Origin of the sequence: Streptomyces sp. NPDC000151 (assembly GCF_040301705.1) — a bacterium.
Classification (GTDB): Bacteria; Actinomycetota; Actinomycetes; order Streptomycetales; family Streptomycetaceae; genus Streptomyces.
Map to the genome: position 1 here is coordinate 44,417 of NZ_JBEPFC010000003.1, position 21,150 is coordinate 65,566.

Below are 21,150 nucleotides of genomic sequence, written 5' to 3' on the forward strand. Positions count from 1 at the left end.
TACGGGTCGGGGGTGGGCCGGGTCAGCGGGTGGCGGCCGGGCTGGGGGAGCCGGGGCGTACCGGATCCTCCTGCGCCGGGCGGCCGTGCAGGTCCTCCAGCGCCCGGTCCCGCGTGTCGATGCCGAAGAACGCGACGGTGAGGGTGGCGATCAGCCAGGCCCCGGCGACGAAGGCGAAGACGCCCACGTAACCGAGCTGCGGCGTCGTGTAGACGGCCGCGATGACCAGGGGAGCGACGATGTTGGCGGCCCGCCCTGCGCCGTTGCCGAGGCCGGAGCCCGCGGTGCGCAGCGCGGTGGGGAAGTGCTCGGGCGTGTAGGAGTACAGGACGGCGATGTACGCCTGGCTGAGCGCGGCGACCAGTACGCCGAAGACCATGACGGCCCCGGTGCTGGTGCTCAGCCCGTAACCGATGCCGACGGCGGCGACGACCAGGCCGAGCGCCACGGCGAGGTGTTTGCGCGAGAAGCGGTCGATGAACGGGGTGGCGAGGAACGCGCCGGGCACCGCGCCGATGGTGGTGATCGCCGACATGGTCATCGACTGGGCGAAGTCCTGGCCGCGGTCGGCCAGCAGGGTCGGCACCCAGGACTGGAAACCGTAGAAGCCGGTCAGCGCGAAGACCCACACGATCATGATGACGACCGAGTTGCGGCGCTGGGCAGGCGCGAAGAGATCGCGGAAGCGGGCCTTGGGCCGAGCGGCGGGGGTGGGCTCGGACGACTGCTCCTGTCCGTCGCGGAAGTCCGGTACGAAGCGGCGCACGGCCTCCGCGGCCTCCGAGGTCCGGCCCCGGGAGAGCAGCCAGCGCGGCGACTCCGGCAGTCGCAGGACCAGCGGGAGCAGCAGGAAGCCGAGCGCCCCGGCGACGAAGAGCCAGCGCCAGGCCGTGGGGTGCGAGACGGTGATCCCGCGGGCGGTGAAGGCGACCAGCGGGATGCCGACGAGGCCGACACCGAGGGCCACGGCCTGGAAGCGCCCGCGGTGGGTGGCCGGGGTGACCTCGGAGAGGTAGGAGATCGCGATGGCGGTCATCGCGCCGAGGCCGAAGCCGGTGAGCGCGCGGGCCGCGGCCATCGGGCCGGGCGTGGAGACCACGGCGTTGAGCAGCGAGGCGGCCGAGAAGACGGCCACGGCGGCGGACATGCCGAGGCGGCGGCCGAGCAGGTCGGCGGCGCGGCCGCCGAGGACGGCGCCGACCGCCATGCCGGCGAAGCTCATGGCGGTCACCAGGGCCACGTCCTGGACGGTGAAGCCGTGCACGGCGCGGATCGCCGGGGCCGCGAAGGCGAAGGTGTTCAGGTCGGCGAGGTCGAACAGGAACATCGCGCTGATGATCAGGAGCACTCTTCGGTGCGTCCGGCCGATCGGTGCCCCGCTCAGCGCGGCGAGGGCGGGGGATGGGGTCGTCACTGACCTACCTCCAAAGGGGTCCCAGAAACGGGCGGCCATTTAGCGCGGGCATGTACGGCATCGCTCCGTACAAAGCGGCTCGACGGATGGCGTCGGCATTCTGTGGCCCGGCTCACGGCGGCGTCAAGGGCCTGGTACTCAAGGGTGGGCGGGGAATCGCGGGGCACCTCCGGCACCGTTGACACGGCGATCATTTGGCCGTACAAATCCTCGGCAGAGGAGTCGTCGGCCGGACCGCCGACGGCCGCCGCACCACGGAGGGGATCGCATGACCGCCGCCCGAGCCCTCGCCCAGTGGGCCCACGACCACCGGGCAGACCCCGACGACCTGGCGCTCGCAGGGCGCGCGCTGGCCGACACCGTCGCCGTCGCCCTGGCCGCCCGCGCGCACCCGCTGCAGCCGATCGCCGCCCCGCTCCCGGACGCGGCCCGCTGGGCGGCCATGGCGCACGTACTGGACTTCGACGATCTGCACATCGAGACCACCACGCACATCTCCGTGGTCACCGTCCCGGCCGTGCTCGCCGCCGGCGGCGACGCGCGCGCCTACCTCGCGGGCGCCGGCGTCATGGCCCGGCTCGGCGCGATGCTCGGCTGGGGCCACTACGCCAACGGCTGGCACGCGACCTGCACCGCGGGCGCCCCGGCCGCCGCCGTCGCGGCCGGTGTCGCCCTCGGGCTCGACCCTGAGCAGCTCGCCACCGCCATGGCGCTCGCCGTGCCCGCGGCCGGCGGCGTCCAGGAGGCGTTCGGCACGCACAGCAAGTCCCTGCAGGTCGGCTTCGCCGCGGACGCCGGCGTACGGGCCGCACGGCTCGCGCAGGCGGGCGCCACCGCCGACCCGCGCGCCCTGGACGCCTGGCTGACGCGCGTCGGCGGCACCCCCGCCACCGACTTCCCCGTGGCCCCGGCCGTCCCCGGCGGTCTCGCGATCAAGATGTACCCCTGCTGCTACGCCATGCAGCGCCCGATCGCCGCGCTCCGCGAGATCCGCGACCAGGTGCACGGAGAGCTCACGGGCGTCACCGTCACCACCCCGGCGGGCACCGTCCACCCCCTCATCCATGACCGGCCCGGCACCGGCCTGGAGGGCAAGTTCTCCATGCCGTACGCCGTTGCCACCGCGCTCCTCGACGCCTATCCCGGCTTCGACAGCTTCACCGACGAGGCCGTGAGCCGCCCCGCAGCGCAGAAGCTCGTCGGGCAGGTCACTGTCGACCGGCGGCCCGGCGAGACCACCACCCTCCTCGACGGCGAGGTCGCCCTCCGCCTCGACTTCGCCGACGGCACGGCCCTGCACTCGGTACTGGCCCTGCCGCCCGGCTCCCCGCAACGTCCGCCCACCGACGGCGAGTTGCGGGCCAAGTTCGCCGCCTGCGGCCCCGACGTACCGGACCTGCTCGCGGGCATCACGTGGGAGGGAGCGGCCGAGCTGATGCGGACGGCGTTCCCCGCCGCCACCGGCCGTACGGGCAAGGAGTCCTGATGGGGAATCAGCAAGGCGAGCATCAGCAACGCAAGCACCAGCAGCGCCCCCTTGAAGGCATCACCGTCGTCAGCATCGAGCAGGCGGTGGCGGCCCCCTTCGCCACCCGCCAGCTCGCCGACCTCGGCGCCCGCGTCATCAAGATCGAGCGCCCCGGTGACGGCGACTTCGCCCGCCGCTACGACACCACCGTGCACGGCCACTCCAGCTATTTCGTCTGGCTGAACCGCTCCAAGGAAAGCCTCACCCTGGACCTCAAGGACGAGCGCGGCCGGGAAATACTGCACCAACTCCTCGCCGAGGCCGATGTGTTCGTACAGAACCTCGCCCCCGGTGCCGCCGACCGCCTCGGCCTCGGCACCGACGCGCTCACCGCCCGCTATCCGCGGCTGATCCCCTGCACGGTCTCCGGCTACGGCACCACCGGCCCGTGGGCGGACCGCAAGGCGTACGACCTGCTCGTCCAGTGTCAGACCGGCCTGGTCTCGCTCACCGGCAGCGCCGACGAGGCCGCCCGGGTCGGTGTGTCCGTCGCCGACATCTCCGCCGGGATGTACGCCTACAGCGGCATCCTCACCGCCCTCTTCGCCCGCGCCACCACCGGGACCGTCCGCCCGGTGGAGGTCTCGCTCTTCGAAGCGCTCTCGGAGTGGATGAGCCAGCCCGCGTACTACACCCGGCACAGCGGCAGCCAGCCGCCGCGCGTCGGCACCCAGCACGCGACCATCGCCCCGTACGGCGCCTACACCGCGGCGGACGGCAAGGACGTGCTCTTCTCGATCCAGAACGAGCGGGAGTGGACGGCGCTGTGCCGGGAGTTCCTCGGTCGGCCCGAACTCGTCGACGACCCGCGGTTCGCCACCGGATCGGCGCGCGTCGCCCACCGCGACGCGCTCAACGCGATCGTCGCCGAGCGCTTCGCCCGCTCCGACGCCGCGGACATCATGAAGGTCCTGGAGGAGATCGGCGTCGCCAACGCCGGGGTCAACTCCGTCGCGGAATTCCTGGACCACCCGGTCCTGGAAGGCCGGGACCGCTGGCGCGAGGTCGCCGTCCCCGGCGCCACCGTGCAGGCCCTCCTCCCGCCCGCCGACCTCGCCGGACTCACCGCCCGCATGGACCCCGTACCGGCCGTCGGCGAACACACCGACGCGATCCTCACCGCGCTCGGCCGTACACCGGAGGACCTGGCCGCCCTCCGTGCCGACTCCGTCATCTGACCCGGACTCTTCGAAGGAACCCCGCATGAGCACCCTGGACACCCTCCCCGAGGACGAGCGGTTCGTCGTCGAGACCGTGCACGACTTCGTCAACAAGGACGTCAAGCCCGTCGTCCAGGAGCTGGAGCACGCCAACACCTATCCCGAAGCGCTCATCGAGAAGATGAAGGAGCTCGGCATCTACGGGCTCGCCATCCCCGAGGAGTACGGCGGCACCAAGGTCTCCACGCCCTGCTACGTCCTGGTCACCGAGGAACTGGCGCGCGGCTGGATGAGCCTGGCCGGCGCGATGGGCGGCCACACCGTCGTCGCCAAGCTGCTGCTGCTCTTCGGCACGGAGGAGCAGAAGCGGCGGTACCTCCCGAAGCTGGCCACCGGCGAGATCCGCGCCACCATGGCACTCACCGAACCCGGCGGCGGCTCCGACCTCCAGGCCATGCGCACCACCGCCCGCAAGGACGACCAGGGCTACGTCGTCAACGGCTCCAAGACCTGGATCACCAACTCCCGCCGCTCCGGGCTGATCGCCCTGCTCTGCAAGACCGACCCGGACGCCACCCCCGCCCACCACGGCATCTCCATCCTCCTCGTCGAGCACGGCCCGGGTCTCACCGTCTCCCGCGACCTGCCCAAGCTCGGCTACAAGGGCGTCGAGAGCTGCGAGCTGTCCTTCGACGGCTACCGCGCCGCGCCGGACGCCGTGCTCGGCGGTACCGAGGGCAAGGGCTTCGGGCAGATGATGAAGGGCCTGGAGACCGGCCGCCTCCAGGTGGCGGCCCGCGCGCTGGGCGTGGGCCGGGCAGCGCTGGAGGACTCCCTCGCCTACGCCCAGGAGCGCGAGTCCTTCGGCAAGCCCATCTGGAAGCACCAGTCCATCGGCAACTACCTCGCCGACATGGCCACCAAGCTGACCGCGGCCCGGCAGCTCACCCTGCACGCGGCCCGCGAGGCGGACGCGGACCGCCGCGTCGACATGGAAGCCGGCATGGCCAAGCTCTTCGCCTCCGAGACGGCGATGGAGATCGCCCTCAACGCCGTGCGCATCCACGGCGGTTACGGCTACTCCACGGAGTACGACGTCGAGCGGTACTTCCGCGACGCCCCGCTGATGATCGTCGGCGAGGGCACCAACGAGATCCAGCGGAACGTCATCGCCGCACAGCTGGTCAAGCGGGGCGGGCTGGACTGATCCGGTACCCGGCTGCCGGGTGCGTCTCCGGCAGCCGGGCACCCCGCCCGAACAGCTTCTCCCGCAGCGTCCCCGGCGCGTACTCCCGCTTCAGCAGCCCGCGCTCCTGCAGCACGGGCGCGAGGTGGTCGGCGAAGTCCGCGAAGCTGCCCGGCGTGGTGACGTAACTGAGGTTGATGCCGTCGATGCCGGCGGCCCGCCAGGTCTCCAGCGCGTCGGCCAGCTGCTCGGGCGTGCCGGACAGCGGCCGGGTCCAGGCGCGCGCCCGCAGCGCCTCCCCGAACGTCCACGTCTTGTCCGGCGCCCCCTCGATCAGCGCCCGCACGAACCCCTTCACCCCGTTCGTGTCGATCTCGCCGATCGGCTCGTCGAAGTCGATCTGCGCGAGGTCGATGCCCAGCGAGCCCGACAGGTGCGCGGCGAACCCGTCGAAGCTGGCGTACTCCTCGTACTCCGCGCGCTTGCGCCGCGCCTCCGCCTCCGTACTGCCCACGATCAGCGTCAGACCCTGGAAGAAGAGGAGGTCGCCGGGGGCGCGGCCGTGCCGCACCGCTCGCGCCCGTACGTCCTCCACCTGCGCCTTCGCGCCCTCCGGCGAGATCGCGCCGAGGAAGACGGCCTCGGCGTGGGTGGCCGCGAACTCCCGGCCCGCCTCGGAGGAGCCGGCCTGGAAGAGCAGCGGGGTGCGCTGCGGTGACGGCTCGGACAGGTGCGGCCCGTCCACTTCGTAGTACGTGCCCTTGTGCCGTACATCGTGGATCTTCGCCGGATCGGCGTGGATACGGCGCTCGGTGTCCCGCACCACCGCGTCCTCTTCCCAGCTGCCCTCCAGGAGCTGGTACAGCACGTCGACGTACTCGTGCGCGCGGGCGTACCGGTCGGCGTGCAGGGGCAGCGAGCCGAACCCGAAGTTGCGCCCGGCGCCCTCCAGGTACGACGTGACGACGTTCCACGCCACCCGGCCCTTGGTCAGATGGTCCAGGGTGCTCAGCCGGCGCGCGAAGCCGTACGGGGCCTCCTGCAGTACGGACTGGGTGAAGGCCAGGCCCAGGTGCTCGGTGGCCCCGGCCAGCGCCGCGGCCAGCAGCGACGGGTCGTTCACCGGAATCTGCAGTCCCTCGCGGACGGCGGTCCCGCGGCCGCCCCCGAAGGTCTCGTACGGGCCGACGACATCGGCGAGGAAGAGGGCGTCGAAGCGGCCGCGCTCCAGGATGCGGGCCAGCTCGACCCAGGTGTCCAGGTCCGCGTAGTCCAGCTGGCGGGTGTCCTGGCGTACCCACTGGCCGTGGTTGATGTGCGAGACGCAGTGCATCGCGAAGGCGTTGAAGCGGAGCGGCCGGGGAGCGGGGCGGTCGGTCATCATGAGGCCAGTTCTGTGTCGAAGGCGGGCAGGGCGGCGGACAGCAGCCGTTGCGTGTAGGGGTGCCGGGGGGCGCGGAAGAGGGCGTCGGCGGGGCCGGACTCGACGGCCCGGCCGTCCTTCATGACCAGCACGTCGTCGCTGAGCTGCCGGACGACGCCCAGGTCGTGGGAGATGAACAGATAGGCCACGCCCAGTGCCCGCTGCAGATCGGTCAGCAGGTCCAGGACCTGCGCCTGGATGGAGACGTCGAGCGCCGAGACGGGTTCGTCCAGCACGAGCACCCGCGGGCGGGGCGCGAGCGCGCGGGCGATCGCGACGCGCTGCCGCTGCCCGCCGGAGAGGTGGAGGGGGTGCCGGTCGAGCGTGTCCAGGGGGAGGCCGACCTGGGCGGCCAGCTCCTCGACGCGGTCGACCGGATCGCCGTGGGGGTCCGCCACCCGCACCGCGTCGGCGAGGGTACGCCGCACCGTCCAGCGCGGGTCGAAGGAGCTGAGCGGATCCTGATGCACGTGCTGGATGCCGGGTCTGCGGGCGCGCCGGTCGCGTTCCCGTACGGTGCTCCACGGCTCGCCGTGCAACGTGACCTTGCCCGCGTCCGGCGCTGTCAGGCCCAGCGCGATCCGCGCGGTGGTGGACTTGCCGGAGCCGGACTCGCCCACGATGCCGAGGGTCTGCCCGGCCCGCAGCTCGAAGGAGACGTCCGTGACCACGCGGCGCCCGCGGTAGGACTTGGACAGCCGGTCGGCCTTGAGGACGACGTCCCCGTGCCCCGGCTTCCGGACGCTCCGGGCGCCTGGTCGAGCGCCCGGTCGGGCTGCCAACAGCTGCTGTGTATAGGGATGCTGAGGGCGCGTCAGTACTGACTCCACCGGGCCCTGCTCGACGATCTCGCCGTCCCGCATGACCGCCACCCGGTCCGCGATCCGTTCCACCGCCGCCAGGTCGTGGCTGATGAACAACAGCGCCCGGCCCCGGCCCGCCGCCGACGCGAACAGGTCCAGGATCTGTGCCTGTACGGTCGCGTCCAGGGCCGTGGTCGGCTCGTCGGCGATCAGCAGCGGTGGATCCAGGGCGAGCGCCGAGGCGATCAGCGCGCGCTGCCGCAGCCCGCCGGACAGCTCGTGCGGGCGCTGCCCCGCGCGCAGCTCCGGCTCCGGGATGCCCGCCTCCCGCATCACCTCCAGCACGCGTGCCCGCCGCGCGGCCCGGCTGCCGTAGCCGTGCAGCCGCAGCGCGTCCTCGATCTCCTTGCCGACCGGGCGCAACGGATCGAGCGAGACCAGCGCGTCCTGCAGCACGAAGCCGACCCGCCGGCCGCGCACCGCCCGCCAGCGCCGGTCGCGCCACGCGCGTACGTCCTGCCCGTCGAACTCCAGCCGCTCCGCAGCGACGTGAGAGCCGGGGCCGGTGAGTCCCGCCAGCGTGCGTGCGGTGACGCTCTTGCCCGAGCCGGATTCGCCGACGAGCGCGAGGGATTCGCCGGCACGTACGGTGAGGGACACGTCCCGTACGACGGGCCGGCCGCCGAAGCGCACGCTCAGATTGCGGACGTCGAGTATCGGTACGTCGCTCATCAGCTGCTCCTGGAGTCGAGCCGGGCCTGCAGCCGGCGGCCCAGCACGGTGGTGGACAGGGTGGTCAGGACGATGAACAGGCCGGGGAAGAGCGAGGCCCACCAGGCCAGTTGGAGGTAGGTGCGGCCGTCGGCGAGCATCGCGCCCCACTCGGCGGCGGGCGGCTGCGCGCCGAGCCCGAGAAAGCTGAGCGAGGACGCCCACACCACGGACTGGCCGATGCCGAGCGTGGCGAGCGCGACCAGCGGACGCAGCACGTTGGGGAAGACGGTACGGCGGACGACACGCAACGGGTGGTGGCCCAGACCGTGGGCCGCCTCCACGTACCCGGACCGGACGACGCCGGACGCCTGGGCGCGGATCAGCCGGGCGTACCCGGGTGCCTCGCCGATGCCGACCGCGATCGCCGCGGTGGTGACGCCGGTACCGAACACCGCGATGAACAGCAGCGCGAGCAGCAGACCGGGGAAGGAGAACAGCACCTCCAGCACCCGCCCGACGACGAAGTCAGCCACTCGCCCGCCGAGCGCGGCGAGCAGTCCGAGCAGCGTGCCCAGCCCGAGCGAGATCGCGGTGGCGCTGACGCCGATGAGGAGGGACTGCCGGGCGCCGTGGACCACGCGGGCGTACACGTCGCGGCCGTTCTGGTCGGTGCCGAACCAGTGTGCCGCTGACGGCGGTTGGAAGAATTCTGCGGGCCGGATCGCGTCCGGCGCGTGCGTGGCGAGCAGCCCGGGGGAGATCGCCGCGAGGACGACGAGGACGAGGAAGAGCGCGGCGGCGCCGGCTCCGGGGCGGAGGGACGGCCGGGCGCGGGTCCTGGCGGGCGAGAGGGTGAGGGCGGTCATGCGGGGAGCTCCCGTACGGAGGTGCGGACACGGGGGTCGACGGCCGCGTGCACCAGGTCGACGATCAGGTTGACCAGCACATACACCGTCGCGATGAGCAGGACGATGCCGGTGGTCAGCGGCAGGTCACGGGCGAGTACGGCGTTCAGCAGCGCCCGCCCGATGCCCTGCCGCGCGAACACCGCCTCGACGACGACCTCGCTGCTGAAGAGCGCGCCGACCGCCCAGCCGGACAGCGTCAGCGGCGGCAGCAGCGCGTGCCGCAGCGCCCGCCGGGCCTTCACCGCGCCCGCGCTCATGCCGCGCAGCCGGGCCGAGGTGACGAACGGCTGGTCGAGCGCGGTGAGCAGGGCGGTACGGGTGACCTGCCCGAGGTAGCCCGCGAGTGGCACGGCGAGGGTGAGCGCGGGCAGCACGAGCCCGGCGAAGCCGGTACCGCCCGCGACCGGGAACCAGCCGAGCCGGAACGCGAAGGCGTACAGCAGCACCACGCCCAGCCAGAAGTGCGGCAGCCCGGCCGAGACCGTCTCCAGGCCCGACCCCAGCGCCGCGGCGAACCGCCCGCGGCCGACCGACAGCAGCACCACGGCCCCGGCCAGTACCCACGCGAACAGCAGCGCGGTCACGGTCAGTTCGATCGTGTCCGGCAGCTGGCCCGCGATGACCGTGTCCACGTTCTCCTTGAGGGAGGTGGACACGCCCAGGTCGCCGGTGAGGATGCGGCCGAGGTGGTGTGCGTACTGGAGCGGCAGCGGCTGGTCCAGGCCGTACGCGTGCCGGGTCGCGGCGATCGTCTCGGGCGTCGGGTTGCTGCCCGCGCCGCCGCCCAGCAGCGCCATCACCGGATCGCCGGGCACCAGGTGCAGGGCGGCGAAGGTGACGGTCGCGGCGGCCCACAGGACCAGCGCGGCGCCGCCCACCCGGGCGGCGATCTGTCGGTGGAGCGTCATCGGGAGACCACCCAGGCGTCGTAGAGGTAGGGCAGGGACAGGGCCGGTTCGAGCGTGGCGCCGCGCGCCGAGGCACGGCCCGCCGCGAGCCTGGTCGTCTGCGGATAGAGCGTCAGCTGGTAGGCGCCGGCCGAGACGATGCGCTGGGCGCGGGCGTACAGCCGCCGCTGCTCGGCCTCGTCGGTGCTGGAGAGCGCGGCCCGCAGGAGACCGTCGAGCTTCGGGTCGCGTACGTAGGAGGAGTTGGAGTGGATGCCGTTGCGGACGGCGTACTCGCTGCCGAACATCGTGCGCAGCACGTCCGGCGTGTTGGTGTTCCAGTAGCCGTCCCGCAGGTCGTACTCGCCCTTGTTGTAGCGGTCCGTGACGGTCGCGGTGTCCAGGCGCAGCAGCCGCAGGTCGAAGCCGACGGCCTTGGCGGTCGCCTGGATCTGCTCCATCAGGGCCAGTTGATTGGGGCTGATGTCGGACTTGAGCAGCACCTCGGCGGTGAGCCTGCGGCCGTGCTGGGTGCGGTAGCCCGCGCTGTCGCGCCCGGTCCAGCCGGCCCGGTCCAGGAGGCGGCCCGCGGCGGCCGGATCGTAGGTCCAGGCGTTCTCGTACCCGGGGTCGTACGCCTGCGTGACATAGCTGAGCGGCCCGCCCGCGCGCCGGTACTGCCCGAAGAACACGCTCTTCAGGCCGTCCTGCACATCCGCCGAGCGCAGGAACGCCTCCCGTACGCGACGGTCGTCGAACGGCGGGCGCGCGGTGTTCAGCGCCAGGTTCGTCGGATTGCCGGGCCGGTCGCGGACGACCACCCGCAGCCGCTCGTCCTGCTGCGCGAGCCGCTGGTCCTCGGGCGGCAGCGCGTCGATCACATCGACCTGGCCCGACTGCACCGCGGCGAACCGCGTCGCGGGCTCCGGGATGAAACGCCAGACGACCTTGCGCACATGTGCCGGGCCGCGGTGCTTCGCGTACGGCGGCGGCGAGTTGTAGCGGTCGTTCCGTACGAGGACGACATCGCTCTGGCGGTTCCAGCGCCGCACGACGAACGGCCCTGTGCCCACCGGCGCCGCGCAGTTCGCCTCCTTGCTGCGTTTCAGCGCTTTCGGCGACTCCATGCCGAGGAACGCCTGCGCAAGCATGTGCAGCAGCGGCGAGTACGCCCGCTTGAGGTGCACGGTCGCCGTCCAGCGGCCCTCGACCGTCGTCCGCTCGTACGGCTGGAGATAGCCGCCCGCCGTGCCCGACTGGGTGTCAGGATCCACCATGTGATCGAAGTTGGCCTTCACTGCGGCGGCGTCGAAGCGCGTACCGTCCGTGAACCGCACGTCCTTGCGCAGCCGGAACGTGTAGTCCTTGCCGTCCGGCGACACCCGCCACGACGTCGCGAGCCAGGGCCTCACCTGGCCCCGCCCGTCCAGCGCGACCAGCGAGTCCAGCACCTGCATGGCGACGTACGCCTGCGGCATGTCGCCCTGGACGTGCGGGTCCAGACAGGTCGGCTCGCGGTCCGTCGCGTACACGAGGGTGCCGCCGGAGGCGGGACGGGCGCCGAGCGCGGTGGTCGCGGTCTGCGGGCCGCAGGCGGTGGTGGTCAGCGCGAGGGCGCAGGCGGCCGCGGCCGCGCGGATGAGGGTTTTGCCGTACACAGCGGGGGCTCCTCGGAGCGGGATGCAGGGAGTCGGGCGCGTCGGAAGGAGATCGGGCGCGTCATCGGGCGCGTCAGAAGAAGCCGTTGAGCGGCGGGGTCCGCCCGTTGAGGTGGTAGTCGCCCGCGACCCGCGCCTTGTGCGGGATCGGGTTGTGGCTGGAGAGCGTGCGGGCGTTGCGCCAGTGCCGGTCGAAATTGTGCTCGCGCAGCGTCGCGGAGGCACCGCCCACGTCGTACAGCCGCTCGGCGGCCCGCAGCGACGCCTGCGCCGCGACCACCTGCGCCTGCGCGACCTGCACGGCCGCGTCGTGCAGCGCCTCCTCCGTGCCGGCGATGCCGTCGGGCCCGGTCTCGGCGAGCGCGTCGTCCACGGCCGCCGCGGCCCGCAGTACGGTCGCCTCGGCCCCGTACGCGAGCGCCGCGATCTCGCCCACCGCGTGCTGGACCAGCGGATCCTCCACGGCCCGCGCCACCCCGGCGTGCTGCACGGCACGCGCCTTGTCGCGGGCGTGCGCCACCGCGTCGCTCAGCGCGTTCTTCGCGATGCCGGTCTGCACGGCGGCCAGATACAGCTGGAAGTACGGCGCCAGGTGCGTGCGCCGCTCCCGCCAGTTGCCCTCGATGATGATCTCGTCGGGCAGCACGCGCACGTCCTCCAGGACGGTCGTGCCGCTGGCCGTGGTGCGCTGGCCCATGCTGTCCCAGTCGTCGAGCAGCCGCAGCCCCTCCCGGTCGCTCGGCAGCAGTACCCGGACCCGCTGGTCGTCCTCGTCCAGCGCGGTGACCAGCACATGGTCGGCGAAGAGGCTGCCGGTGCTGTAGAACTTCGTGCCGTTGAGGCGGTACGCGTCGTCCTCGTCGGGGGAGCGGGTCAGCCGGGTCTCGATGTCGCCGGGGTGCGCCGTACCGCGTTCCGACGCCGCGTTGCCGATCAGCGCGCCTGCCACCACCGCGGGGAACCACCGCTCCCGCTCGGCGTCCCCGCCCTGGCTGATCAGCTGCTCGACGAAGCCGAAGTGCGGGCGCAGCGCCTGCGCGACGTTGGAGTCGGCGGCGGCCAGATCGATGACGATGCGGAAGAGGTCGGCGAAGGTGCCGCCCCGGCCGCCGTGGCGGGCCGGCACGCGCAGTGCGCCGAGGCCGCTGCGGCGTACCAACTCAACGGATTTATAAGGGAGTTCGCGAGACGCCTCCAGGTGTGCGGCGTCCGCGGCGAGCGCTGCGTACAGCTCGTCGAGACCGGTCAAGAGTTCCTCATTTCCGGGCATACCGGCGCGAGCGCGCACGGCGTGAGCACCGGATGTCCGCAGCACGGCGCGGAAGAATCCGGTGTGAACCCTCGGCAGAAAGCGGGAATCAACGCCTCAGAAGGCGGAAGAGGGACGGGCGGGAGAAACGGCCCCGTCAGGCCGTACGGCGACAGGCAGCGCTGGAAACGCGCGCGAGGTCAACATGACGTCGCTGCGTGAGATCCGGTCGCTCCTGAGGCATATCCCGATTCAAGCAGGTCAGGGGCGGTGCGGTCGAGACGGTATCGGCGAGGGCGCGATAGGGAAGCCCTTTCACCGGGTCGGCCGGCCGGTGCTTCGCCTCAGCTCTCCAGCGTTTCCAATTCGGCGACGGACGCCGTCAGCCACTCCACCCAGAAACGCTCCTGGGCAATCCCGGCACGCAGCACGAGATGCTGCATACGGTCCGCGGGGGCCGTCTTCTCGGGGCGGAGGAAGTCGCGGGTCTCGATCTCCAAGTACTCCGCCAACTGCGCCTCGTGCAGCGCGAGATGGCGGCGGAATTCCTCGGTGAGCCCGGTCGCGCCGACGACCGCGGCGGCGCGCAGCCGCAGCAGCAGTGGATCGCGGTTGGCCTTCGGGTCCTGCCGCTCGGCCACCCACGCGGTGAGCGCCTCCCGGCCGGCCGGCAGCACCTCGTAGTCCCGCTTCTGGCCGCGCGAGGGCTGGGTCTGCGGCAGGGCGTGGATCAGCCCCGACTCCTCCAGCTTGCGCAGTTCGCGGTAGATCTGCTGGTGGGTGGCGGACCAGAAGTACCGGATGGACCGGTCGAACCGCCGCGTCAGCTCCAGCCCCGACGACGGCTTCTCCAGCAGGGCCGTGAGGATCGCGTGCGGGAGGGACATGGCGGTCGGCCTTCCTGGAGGGCGGTCGTGCGCTGCCGGGCTTGCGGGTACCGACGGCCGTACGCGGCCACCGGTACCCACGATCCTAGGCGGCTCTCAGATGTCCGCCGCCAGTCGCGTGCCCTGCAGGATGGCGCGCTTGGCGTCCAGCTCCGCGGCCACGTCGGCACCGCCGATGACGTGCGCGGTGTGCCCGGCCGCCAGCAGCGCGTCGTACAGCTCGCGGCGCGGCTCCTGGCCCGCGCACAGCACGATCGTGTCGGCCGCGAGGACGGACTTCTCGCCGTCGACGGTGACGTGCAGCCCCTCGTCGTCGATGCGCTCGTACGTGGCGCCCGGCGTCATCGTCACGCCGCGGTGCCGCAGCTCCGTGCGGTGGATCCAGCCCGTCGTCTTGCCCAGCCCCGCGCCGACCTTGCCGGTCTTGCGCTGCAGGAGGTGGACCGTGCGCGCCGCGGGGGCCCGCACCGGCGCCTTGAGCCCGCCACGCTCCTCGTACGAGGTGTCCACGCCCCACTGCGCGAAGAACGCCGCCGGGTCCAGGCTCGCCTGTTCCCCGCCGTCCGTCAGGAACTCCGCCACGTCGAAGCCGATGCCGCCGGCGCCGACGATCGCCACCGTCCGCCCGGCCTCGACCCGGCCGCTCAGCACGTCGAGGTAGCTGACCACGCTGGGGTGGTCGATGCCGGGGATGTCCGGCGTGCGCGGCGTGACGCCGGCCGCGACCACGATCTCGTCGTACCCGCCCGCGCCCAGGCTCTCGGCGGTCACGGCCGTGCCGAGCCGCACGTCGACCTTCAGCTCCTCCAGCCGCGTACGGAAGTACCGCAGCGTCTCGTTGAACTCCTCCTTGCCCGGGATGCGGCGGGCCACGTTCAGCTGCCCGCCGATCTCACCGGCGGCGTCGAACAGCGTCACGCCGTGGCCGCGCTCGGCCGCGGAGACCGCGAACGCCAGGCCCGCCGGGCCCGCGCCGACCACCGCCAGCTCCTTGCGGCGCCGGGTGGGGGAGAGGGACAGCTCGGTCTCGTGGCAGGCCCGCGGGTTGACCAGGCACGAGGTGATCTGCCCGGAGAAGATGTGGTCCAGGCACGCCTGGTTGCAGCCGATGCAGGTGTTGATCGCGTCGGCGCGGCCCTCGCTCGCCTTGGCGACGAAGTCGGGGTCGGCCAGGAACGGGCGGGCCATCGACACCATGTCCGCGCGCCCCTCGGCGAGCAGCCGCTCGGCGACCTCGGGCGTGTTGATGCGGTTGGTGGTGATCAGCGGGATCTTCACCGCCCCCATGACCTTCTCGGTCACCCAGGAGAACGCGCCACGCGGTACCGACGTCGCGATGGTCGGGATGCGGGCCTCGTGCCAGCCGATGCCGGTGTTGAGGATGGTCGCGCCGGCCGCCTCGACCTCCTTGGCGAGCTGTACGACCTCGTCGTAGGTCGAGCCGCCGGGCACCAGGTCCAGCATCGACAGCCGGTAGATCAGGATGAAGTCCGGGCCGACCCGCTCGCGGGTGCGCCGCACGATCTCGACGGGGAAGCGGATGCGGTTCTCGTACGAGCCGCCCCAGCGGTCGGTGCGCTGGTTGGTGGGCGCCGCGATGAACTCGTTGATGAGGTAGCCCTCCGAGCCCATGATCTCCACGCCGTCGTACCCGGCCTGCTGCGCGAGCGCGGCGGCCCGTACGTAGTCCTCGATGGTCTGCTCGACCTCGTCGTCGGTCAGGGCGCGCGGCGTGAAGGGGTTGATCGGCGCCTGTATCGCGCTGGGCGCCACCAGGTCCTCGCTGAAGGCGTACCGCCCGGTGTGCAGGATCTGCATGGCGATCTTCCCGCCCGCGCGGTGCACCGCCTCGGTCACCTGCGCGTGTTCGGCGGCCTCCGCCTCGGTGGTGAGCTTGGCGCCACCGTCCATCGTGCGGCCCTGCTCATTGGGGGAGACGCCGCCGGTCACGATCAGCCCGACGCCGCCGCGCGCCCGCTCCGCGTAGAAGGCGGCCATCCGCGCGAACCCGCCCGGCGCCTCCTCCAGGCCGACGTGCATCGAGCCCATCAGGACCCGGTTGGGCAGGGTGGTGAACCCCAGGTCGAGCGGGCTCAGCAGGTGGGGGTACGGGCTCATCCGAAGTCTCCTCGCGCGCACAGTGCCGACGAGCTTCGTTTCTAGACCAGCGGAGCCGGTTATGCAACATGTTGCATAATGAGGCGTAGGTCACGGAGGGGCCGCCGGGCGGTCGGCTCGCCCGCCTGTCGCCCTTGAGGACACAAGCTGACCGCAACGACTCCTACGGTCGCCGCATGACAAAGGACATGACAAAGGACACGACGAGGGACGCAGGGGCCGACGCCGTCCGCCCGTTCCGTATCGAGATCCCGCAGACCGACGTCGAGGACCTGCGCGACCGGCTGGCCGGCACCCGCTGGCCGCGGCGGTTGCCCGGCGACGGCTGGAGCCGGGGCGTGCCCGTGACGTACCTGAAGGAGCTGGCGGAGTACTGGGGGGACGGGGGCTACGACTGGCGCGCGGAGGAAGCCCGGCTGAACGCCTTCCCGCAGTTCCTGACCGCCATCGACGGCCACGATGTGCACTTCCTGCACGTCCGCTCGCCCGAGCCGGATGCCCTGCCGCTGCTCCTCACGCACGGCTGGCCCAACTCCTTCGTGGAGTTCGCCGACCTGATCGGGCCGCTCACCGATCCCCGCGCACACGGCGCCGACCCCGCGCACGCCTTCCACGTCGTGGTGCCCTCCGTGCCGGGCTTCGGGTTCTCCGCGCCGCCGCAGGACACCGGCTGGTCGGTCGGACGGGTGGCGCGCATGTGGGCCGCACTGATGCACCGCCTGGGATACGAGCGGTACGGCACCCAGGGCGGCGACCTCGGCGCGTACGTCGCACCCGCGGTCGCGCAGGCCGCACCGGAGCACGTCGCCGGCGTGTACGTCGTCAGCGGCCTCGGCATCCCGACCGAGGCCGATCTGCCCGAACTCACCCCGGCCGAGCGGGAGGTGTACGCGCGGATGCAGCAGTGGTCATGGGGCGTCGACCACCACGGTCTGCTGCGCGCTGCGCCGCAGACCTTCTCCTACGGCTGGCAGGATTCTCCCGTCGCCCAACTGGCCTGGCTGCTCCACAAGTTCCACGACTTCGGCGGAGCCGGGCCGGCGGAGCCCGACAAGGTCATCGACCGGGACCTGCTGCTGACCAACGCGTCGGTGTACTGGTTCACCGGTACCTCCGGCAGCTCCTCGTGGTTCATGTACGAGAACAGCGGAGACGGCCCGTTCGCCTGGCCCGAGGGGCAGACCGCCGTGCCGACCGGCGTCTACAGCGGGCCGCCCGGAATCCGCCGCCTCGCCGAGCGGCACAACCGCATCGCCCACTGGCCGGAGGACAATCCCGCCGGCCATCACTTCATCGCCATGGACGAACCGGGCGCGCTGGCCGCCGACATGCGTGCCTTCTTCGCCGAGGTCCGCTGAGGCGCTCCGTGGAGTCAGGCGGCAGGGCGGAGCTGGATCTTCCGGCCGGAGCCCTGCCGGAAGGTCTCCAGCGCCGTGCCGAAGTCGTCGAGCCCGTACGAGTGCGCGCCCAGGTCCCGCGGCAGCACGTCGAAGGCGTGCACCGCCCAGGACAGCGGCTCGATCAGCGGGCCCTGCGTGAGGTCCACGCTCTCCGGCACGGGACGCGCTGGACGAGTAGCTCCGCTGTGTGACCGTGGCCCCGGCACATGCCCCGGCCACGGTCACGGTCCGTGACGAAATTCTTCGGTCGGTTTCGATCGACGCGCCCTGCTGGCGCCCTCACCGCGTCATCATGGGGGCCGTGAGCCGGTGCGGCCGGTGAGTGGGGTGGAAGGGAGGCGGCCGGGATGCTCGTGAAGACCCCGACCGACAGGCGCGTACGGATCGAGCGGTGGCCGGTTCCCGCCGGTTCGCCCACCCTGGCGAAGCTGGCCGTGGTGGGCGTGCTCGACGGTGACAGTGTGTCAGGACTGTGCGACGCCACCGCGGCGGTCATGGCGGGCGGCAAGCGGCACCTCCGGCTGGACCTCGCCGGCGTCACCTCCTGCGACAACGCCGGTCTTTACACCCTGCTCGGCGTGCAGAGCGCACTGCGCTCCATGGGCGGCAGCCTGGTGCTGCTCCGCCCGAGCCTGCCCGTCCACGCCGGTCTCCGCGCCGCCCGCCTGCATCTGCGGCTGGTCATCGCGCCGCCCGGCTCGGTGATGTAACAGCCCGTCCCGGTGCTGCGGCGGCCAGTCCGCGGCCCGCTCAGCCGACCGCGTCCGCCGGCGGCAGCAGCGGGCCGCACGCCCAGCGCTGGAAGACCAGCCGGGTCTCGACCCTGGCCACCTCGCGCCGGGCGGTGAACTCGTCCAGGACCAGCCGCTGGAGGTCGGCGGCGTCCTGCACGGCGACGTGGACGAGATAGTCCTCGGGCCCGGTGAGGTGGAAGAGGGAGAGCGCCTCGGGCAGCGAGCGGATGCGCTCGACGAACGGGCCGACCAACTCGCGGCGGTGCGGCCGCACCTGCACGGACAGCAACGCCTGCAGCCCGCGGCCGAGTTTCGCGGGATCCAGGCGCAGTTCGTGTCCCAGGATCACGCCGCTGCGGCGCAATCGGGTCACCCGGTCCAGACAGGTCGACGGCGCGACGCCGACCGCCGCGGCCAGATCGCGGTACGTGGTCCGGGCGTCGTTCTGCAACAGGCGTAAGATCTCCAGATCCACCGGATCGAGACGCACAGAGTCGGCCATGTACCGAACGTAACACGGAAGTTGACCATCCGGTCAGGGGCCCCGACCAGCATCGGAGCATGACCCGATCAGCCGCGCGGCCGGACCGCGCCATCACCGCCGTCACCGCCCCCGACCCCCTGCCCCGCGCCCTGGCCACCGAAGCCGTGCACGCGGGCCGCGAGGACCTCGCCGCGCAGGGCCTGCACGCGGCCCCGCTGGACCTGTCCACCACGTACCCCTCGGCGGACAGCCGCGCCGAGGCCGCCCGGCTCGACGCCTTCGCCGCCACCGGCGCCGAGTTCGAGGGCCCGCCCGTCTACGGCCGGCTCGGCAACCCCACCGTCGCCCGCTTCGAGACCGCCCTCGCCCGCCTCGAAGGCACCGAGTCCGCCGTCGCCTTCGCCAGCGGCATGGCGGCCCTCACTGCCTGCCTCCTCGTCCGGCACGCCGAAGGACTGCGCCACGTCGTCGCCGTCCGCCCGTTGTACGGCTGCAGCGACCACCTGCTGTCCGGCGGGCTGCTCGGTACCGAGGTGACCTGGACCGACCCGGCCGGCATCGCCGACGCGCTGCGCGCCGACACCGGCCTGGTCATGGTCGAGAGCCCGGCCAACCCCACGCTCGCCGAGACCGACCTGGCGGCCGTCGCGCACGCCTGCGGCTCCGTGCCGCTGCTGGCCGACAACACCTTCGCCACCCCCGTACTGCAGCGCCCCGCCGAGGCCGGCGCGCGGCTGGTACTGCACAGCGCGACCAAGTACCTCGGCGGCCACGGCGACGTGCTGGGTGGCGTGGTGGCCTGCGACGAGGAATTCGCGCGGCGGCTGCGGCAGGTGCGGTTCACCACCGGCGGCGTGCTGCACCCGCTCGCCGGCTACCTGCTGCTGCGCGGGCTGGCCACCCTTCCCGTACGGATGCGGGCCGCGTCCGCCACCGCGGCGGAGCTGGCCCGGCGGCTCGCCGCCCATCCCGGCGTGGCCCGGGTGCACTACCCGAAGCTCGGCGGCGCGATGGTCGCGTTCGAGGTGCGCGGGGACCCGCACGAGGTGACCGCCGGGGTGCGTCTGATCACCCCGGCGGTCAGTCTCGGCAGCGTCGACACGCTCCTCCAGCACCCGGCCTCGATCAGTCACCGCGTCGTCGAAGCCGCCGACCGCACGGCCGGCGGCATCTCCGAACAGCTGCTGCGGCTGTCGGTGGGCCTGGAGGACGTCGAGGACCTGTGGCAGGACCTGGACGCGGCACTCGGCGGTCCGGGCGGCCTCAGCGGCGCGCTGCCGCGTCCGGCACGGCGGGAGCGGGCAGCGACCGGCCGACGGCGCGCGGCTCCGGCCGGCGCCGCAGCCCCGCAGGCCGGGCCGTGATCACCAGCGTGCCCTCCTCGACCTGGTAGTCCAGCGGCAGCCCCAGGCCGCGCATGGCCGCCACCATCCCGGTGTTGGACGCCTGCGTGATCGCGTACACGCTCTCGCAGCCCGTCTCGGCGGCCATCCCGACCAGCCGCTCCAGCAGTTCGGCGCCGATGCCGCGGCGCTGCCACGCGTCCTCCACCAGCAGCGCCACCTCGGTCTCGTCGCCGTCCCACAGCAGGTGGCCCAGCGCCACCAGCCGCCCGGAGGCGGTCTCCACGGCCAGCGTGCGGCCGTGCCGCGGGCTCAGCAGGTGGTCGAGGTAACGGCCGGCGTCCTGCACCGGCCCGTGGTAGCGCAGCGACAGCGTCCGCTCCGAGCAGCGGTCGTGCATCTCCCGGGCGGCCGCCAGGTCGGAGGGGTCGGCGCGGCGCACGGTGATGGGGCTGCCCTCGGGGAGGGTGAGGGTGTCCCGGCGCTCCGGGACCCGCTGGCCGAGCCGCGCGTCCAGCTCCACCAGCGCCCGGACCCGGGCGAACTCGGTGGGGGTGAACGGCAGCTGCGGCCGCTCGATGGTGAGGGAACCCCCGGACGGGTCGCGGAACTTCATGGTGTGGTCCTCAAGTACGCCGTCGTCCGGCACTCGTTCGGCCAGCAGCTCGCCCTTCAGCGTGCGCGCGGGTACCGAGTGGATGGTGCAACGGCCCAGCAACTGCCGCAACGCCAGAGGCAGTTCCGCGGAGTCCAGAGCCGTTCGGGTGGCCAGGGACAGCATACGGGCCGGCGCGTCGACCAGATCATGGGCATCGGCGCGTTCCAGCCAGGTGTCCCGGCCGCCCGCCGCGGTCACCGCGCCCGCCAGTACGCCCCGCTCCGGAGTGCCCGGCACCCGCAGCAGGAACTCGTCCACCGTGCCGTCCGACAGCGGATGGGTCTGCAGGCTCAGGATGTCCACCCGGTGCGCGGCCAGCGCCTGGCAGAGCGCGGCCAGGCTGCCCGGCTCGTCCCGTACGGTCGTCCGCATGCGCCACAGCGTCGTCTCGGGGAGCTCCGCGCCCTCGGCGAGGGCGGGAGCCGACGAGGCCGCGGCGCCGGTATCGCCCGGCGGGGGAGCGTGTTCGTGGCGGCGTGACCACCCGAGGGGGCGGCCGGCGGCGAGGCGGGCGGCCGCCCGCCGCCACATCGAACGGCGGGCATGGCAGTGCTGGATTTCCTCAGTCATGCACTCCAGCATCACCGACCGGTGTT

At 72.8% G+C, this 21,150-nt stretch carries 19 protein-coding genes; 6 read left to right on the forward strand and 13 right to left on the reverse strand.

From position 1 onward, the window contains the following. Positions 1–22 precede the first annotated feature (22 nt). Positions 23–1,414: an MFS transporter gene (locus ABT381_RS01990; RefSeq protein ID WP_351586568.1), complete on the reverse strand. Its 1,392-nt coding sequence runs from the start codon at positions 1,412–1,414 to the stop codon at positions 23–25. A gap of 268 nt (positions 1,415–1,682) precedes the next feature. Between ABT381_RS01990 and ABT381_RS01995 the strand changes: the two genes are divergently transcribed. Genes ABT381_RS01995 through ABT381_RS02005 form a run of 3 tightly spaced genes read left to right on the forward strand, consistent with a single transcriptional unit; the run spans position 1,683 to position 5,309 of the window. Then, positions 1,683–2,900: an MmgE/PrpD family protein gene (locus tag ABT381_RS01995; protein WP_351586570.1), complete on the forward strand. Its 1,218-nt coding sequence runs from the start codon at positions 1,683–1,685 to the stop codon at positions 2,898–2,900. Beyond that, a complete protein-coding gene (locus tag ABT381_RS02000) occupies positions 2,900–4,120 on the forward strand; it encodes a CaiB/BaiF CoA transferase family protein (protein ID WP_351586572.1) in 1,221 nt (406 codons plus the stop codon). The genes ABT381_RS01995 and ABT381_RS02000 overlap by 1 nt, the downstream gene beginning before the upstream one ends. 25 nt (positions 4,121–4,145) lie before the next feature. Beyond that, positions 4,146–5,309 carry an acyl-CoA dehydrogenase family protein gene (locus ABT381_RS02005; protein WP_351586574.1) on the forward strand — a complete coding sequence of 388 codons (1,164 nt, stop codon included), beginning with the start codon at positions 4,146–4,148 and terminating at the stop codon, positions 5,307–5,309. Here the strand turns inward: ABT381_RS02005 and ABT381_RS02010 are convergent. The 9 genes from ABT381_RS02010 to ABT381_RS02050 form a co-directional block, all read right to left on the reverse strand. Then, positions 5,287–6,672, reverse strand: coding sequence for an LLM class flavin-dependent oxidoreductase (locus tag ABT381_RS02010; protein WP_351586576.1), 1,386 nt, complete (start codon positions 6,670–6,672; stop codon positions 5,287–5,289). The genes ABT381_RS02005 and ABT381_RS02010 overlap by 23 nt on opposite strands. Then, positions 6,669–8,246 carry a dipeptide ABC transporter ATP-binding protein gene (locus ABT381_RS02015; protein WP_351586578.1) on the reverse strand — a complete coding sequence of 526 codons (1,578 nt, stop codon included), beginning with the start codon at positions 8,244–8,246 and terminating at the stop codon, positions 6,669–6,671. Before ABT381_RS02015 ends, ABT381_RS02010 begins: the two co-directional genes overlap by 4 nt. Further along, positions 8,246–9,094 (reverse strand): ABC transporter permease, encoded by an 849-nt coding sequence (locus ABT381_RS02020; RefSeq protein WP_351586580.1) that lies wholly within the window; start codon positions 9,092–9,094, stop codon positions 8,246–8,248. The genes ABT381_RS02015 and ABT381_RS02020 overlap by 1 nt, the downstream gene beginning before the upstream one ends. Further along, entirely contained in the window at positions 9,091–10,044 is a 954-nt protein-coding gene (locus ABT381_RS02025; RefSeq protein ID WP_351586582.1) for an ABC transporter permease, read from the reverse strand. Before ABT381_RS02025 ends, ABT381_RS02020 begins: the two co-directional genes overlap by 4 nt. Next, the gene (locus ABT381_RS02030; RefSeq protein ID WP_351586584.1) at positions 10,041–11,681 is read right to left on the reverse strand and encodes an ABC transporter substrate-binding protein; all 1,641 of its coding nucleotides are present in this window, start codon (positions 11,679–11,681) and stop codon (positions 10,041–10,043) included. Before ABT381_RS02030 ends, ABT381_RS02025 begins: the two co-directional genes overlap by 4 nt. Positions 11,682–11,754: 73 nt before the next feature. Further along, entirely contained in the window at positions 11,755–12,930 is a 1,176-nt protein-coding gene (locus ABT381_RS02035) for an acyl-CoA dehydrogenase family protein (protein ID WP_351586586.1), read from the reverse strand. Positions 12,931–13,087: 157 nt separating this feature from the next. After that, complete coding sequence (locus ABT381_RS02040; protein WP_351586715.1) at positions 13,088–13,174, reverse strand: putative leader peptide; 87 nt, start codon at positions 13,172–13,174, stop codon at positions 13,088–13,090. A 100-nt stretch (positions 13,175–13,274) separates the two neighbouring features. Further along, positions 13,275–13,817 (reverse strand): PadR family transcriptional regulator, encoded by a 543-nt coding sequence (locus ABT381_RS02045; RefSeq protein ID WP_351586588.1) that lies wholly within the window; start codon positions 13,815–13,817, stop codon positions 13,275–13,277. Positions 13,818–13,913: 96 nt separating this feature from the next. Beyond that, positions 13,914–15,935 carry an oxidoreductase gene (locus ABT381_RS02050; RefSeq protein ID WP_351586590.1) on the reverse strand — a complete coding sequence of 674 codons (2,022 nt, stop codon included), beginning with the start codon at positions 15,933–15,935 and terminating at the stop codon, positions 13,914–13,916. A 176-nt stretch (positions 15,936–16,111) separates the two neighbouring features. On the opposite strand from ABT381_RS02050, the gene ABT381_RS02055 reads away from it, so the two are divergent. Next, positions 16,112–17,293 (forward strand): epoxide hydrolase family protein, encoded by a 1,182-nt coding sequence (locus tag ABT381_RS02055; protein ID WP_351586592.1) that lies wholly within the window; start codon positions 16,112–16,114, stop codon positions 17,291–17,293. 14 nt (positions 17,294–17,307) lie between these two features. On the opposite strand, the gene ABT381_RS02060 is transcribed toward ABT381_RS02055, so the two are convergent. Next, on the reverse strand, positions 17,308–17,493 hold the full coding sequence (locus ABT381_RS02060; RefSeq protein WP_351586594.1) for a hypothetical protein: 186 nt from the start codon (positions 17,491–17,493) through the stop codon (positions 17,308–17,310). A 189-nt stretch (positions 17,494–17,682) separates the two neighbouring features. Here ABT381_RS02060 and ABT381_RS02065 point away from each other — a divergent pair, with 189 nt between their 5' ends. Continuing rightward, the gene (locus ABT381_RS02065; protein ID WP_351586596.1) at positions 17,683–18,045 is read left to right on the forward strand and encodes an STAS domain-containing protein; all 363 of its coding nucleotides are present in this window, start codon (positions 17,683–17,685) and stop codon (positions 18,043–18,045) included. A gap of 40 nt (positions 18,046–18,085) precedes the next feature. On the opposite strand, the gene ABT381_RS02070 is transcribed toward ABT381_RS02065, so the two are convergent. Then, on the reverse strand, positions 18,086–18,571 hold the full coding sequence (locus ABT381_RS02070) for an Lrp/AsnC family transcriptional regulator (RefSeq protein ID WP_351586598.1): 486 nt from the start codon (positions 18,569–18,571) through the stop codon (positions 18,086–18,088). Between the two features lie 59 nt (positions 18,572–18,630). Here ABT381_RS02070 and ABT381_RS02075 point away from each other — a divergent pair, with 59 nt between their 5' ends. Further along, complete coding sequence (locus tag ABT381_RS02075; protein WP_351586600.1) at positions 18,631–19,917, forward strand: trans-sulfuration enzyme family protein; 1,287 nt, start codon at positions 18,631–18,633, stop codon at positions 19,915–19,917. Here the strand turns inward: ABT381_RS02075 and ABT381_RS02080 are convergent. Further along, positions 19,817–21,085, reverse strand: coding sequence for a GNAT family N-acetyltransferase (locus ABT381_RS02080; protein ID WP_351586717.1), 1,269 nt, complete (start codon positions 21,083–21,085; stop codon positions 19,817–19,819). The genes ABT381_RS02075 and ABT381_RS02080 overlap by 101 nt on opposite strands. Positions 21,086–21,150 lie beyond the last annotated feature (65 nt).

Bases quoted from the DNA above. Each gene is read 5' to 3' on its own strand.
- ABT381_RS01995 (WP_351586570.1), top strand. From the start codon at position 1,683: ATGACCGCCGCCCGAGCCCTCGCCCAGTGGGCCCACGACCACCGGGCA.
- ABT381_RS02000 (WP_351586572.1), top strand. From the start codon at position 2,900: ATGGGGAATCAGCAAGGCGAGCATCAGCAACGCAAGCACCAGCAGCGC.
- ABT381_RS02005 (WP_351586574.1), top strand. From the start codon at position 4,146: ATGAGCACCCTGGACACCCTCCCCGAGGACGAGCGGTTCGTCGTCGAG.
- ABT381_RS02010 (WP_351586576.1), bottom strand. From the start codon at position 6,672: ATGATGACCGACCGCCCCGCTCCCCGGCCGCTCCGCTTCAACGCCTTC.
- ABT381_RS02015 (WP_351586578.1), bottom strand. From the start codon at position 8,246: ATGAGCGACGTACCGATACTCGACGTCCGCAATCTGAGCGTGCGCTTC.
- ABT381_RS02020 (WP_351586580.1), bottom strand. From the start codon at position 9,094: ATGACCGCCCTCACCCTCTCGCCCGCCAGGACCCGCGCCCGGCCGTCC.
- ABT381_RS02025 (WP_351586582.1), bottom strand. From the start codon at position 10,044: ATGACGCTCCACCGACAGATCGCCGCCCGGGTGGGCGGCGCCGCGCTG.
- ABT381_RS02040 (WP_351586715.1), bottom strand. From the start codon at position 13,174: ATGCCTCAGGAGCGACCGGATCTCACGCAGCGACGTCATGTTGACCTC.
- ABT381_RS02045 (WP_351586588.1), bottom strand. From the start codon at position 13,817: ATGTCCCTCCCGCACGCGATCCTCACGGCCCTGCTGGAGAAGCCGTCG.
- ABT381_RS02050 (WP_351586590.1), bottom strand. From the start codon at position 15,935: ATGAGCCCGTACCCCCACCTGCTGAGCCCGCTCGACCTGGGGTTCACC.
- ABT381_RS02055 (WP_351586592.1), top strand. From the start codon at position 16,112: ATGACAAAGGACATGACAAAGGACACGACGAGGGACGCAGGGGCCGAC.
- ABT381_RS02065 (WP_351586596.1), top strand. From the start codon at position 17,683: ATGCTCGTGAAGACCCCGACCGACAGGCGCGTACGGATCGAGCGGTGG.
- ABT381_RS02070 (WP_351586598.1), bottom strand. From the start codon at position 18,571: ATGGCCGACTCTGTGCGTCTCGATCCGGTGGATCTGGAGATCTTACGC.
- ABT381_RS02075 (WP_351586600.1), top strand. From the start codon at position 18,631: ATGACCCGATCAGCCGCGCGGCCGGACCGCGCCATCACCGCCGTCACC.
- ABT381_RS02080 (WP_351586717.1), bottom strand. From the start codon at position 21,085: ATGTGGCGGCGGGCGGCCGCCCGCCTCGCCGCCGGCCGCCCCCTCGGG.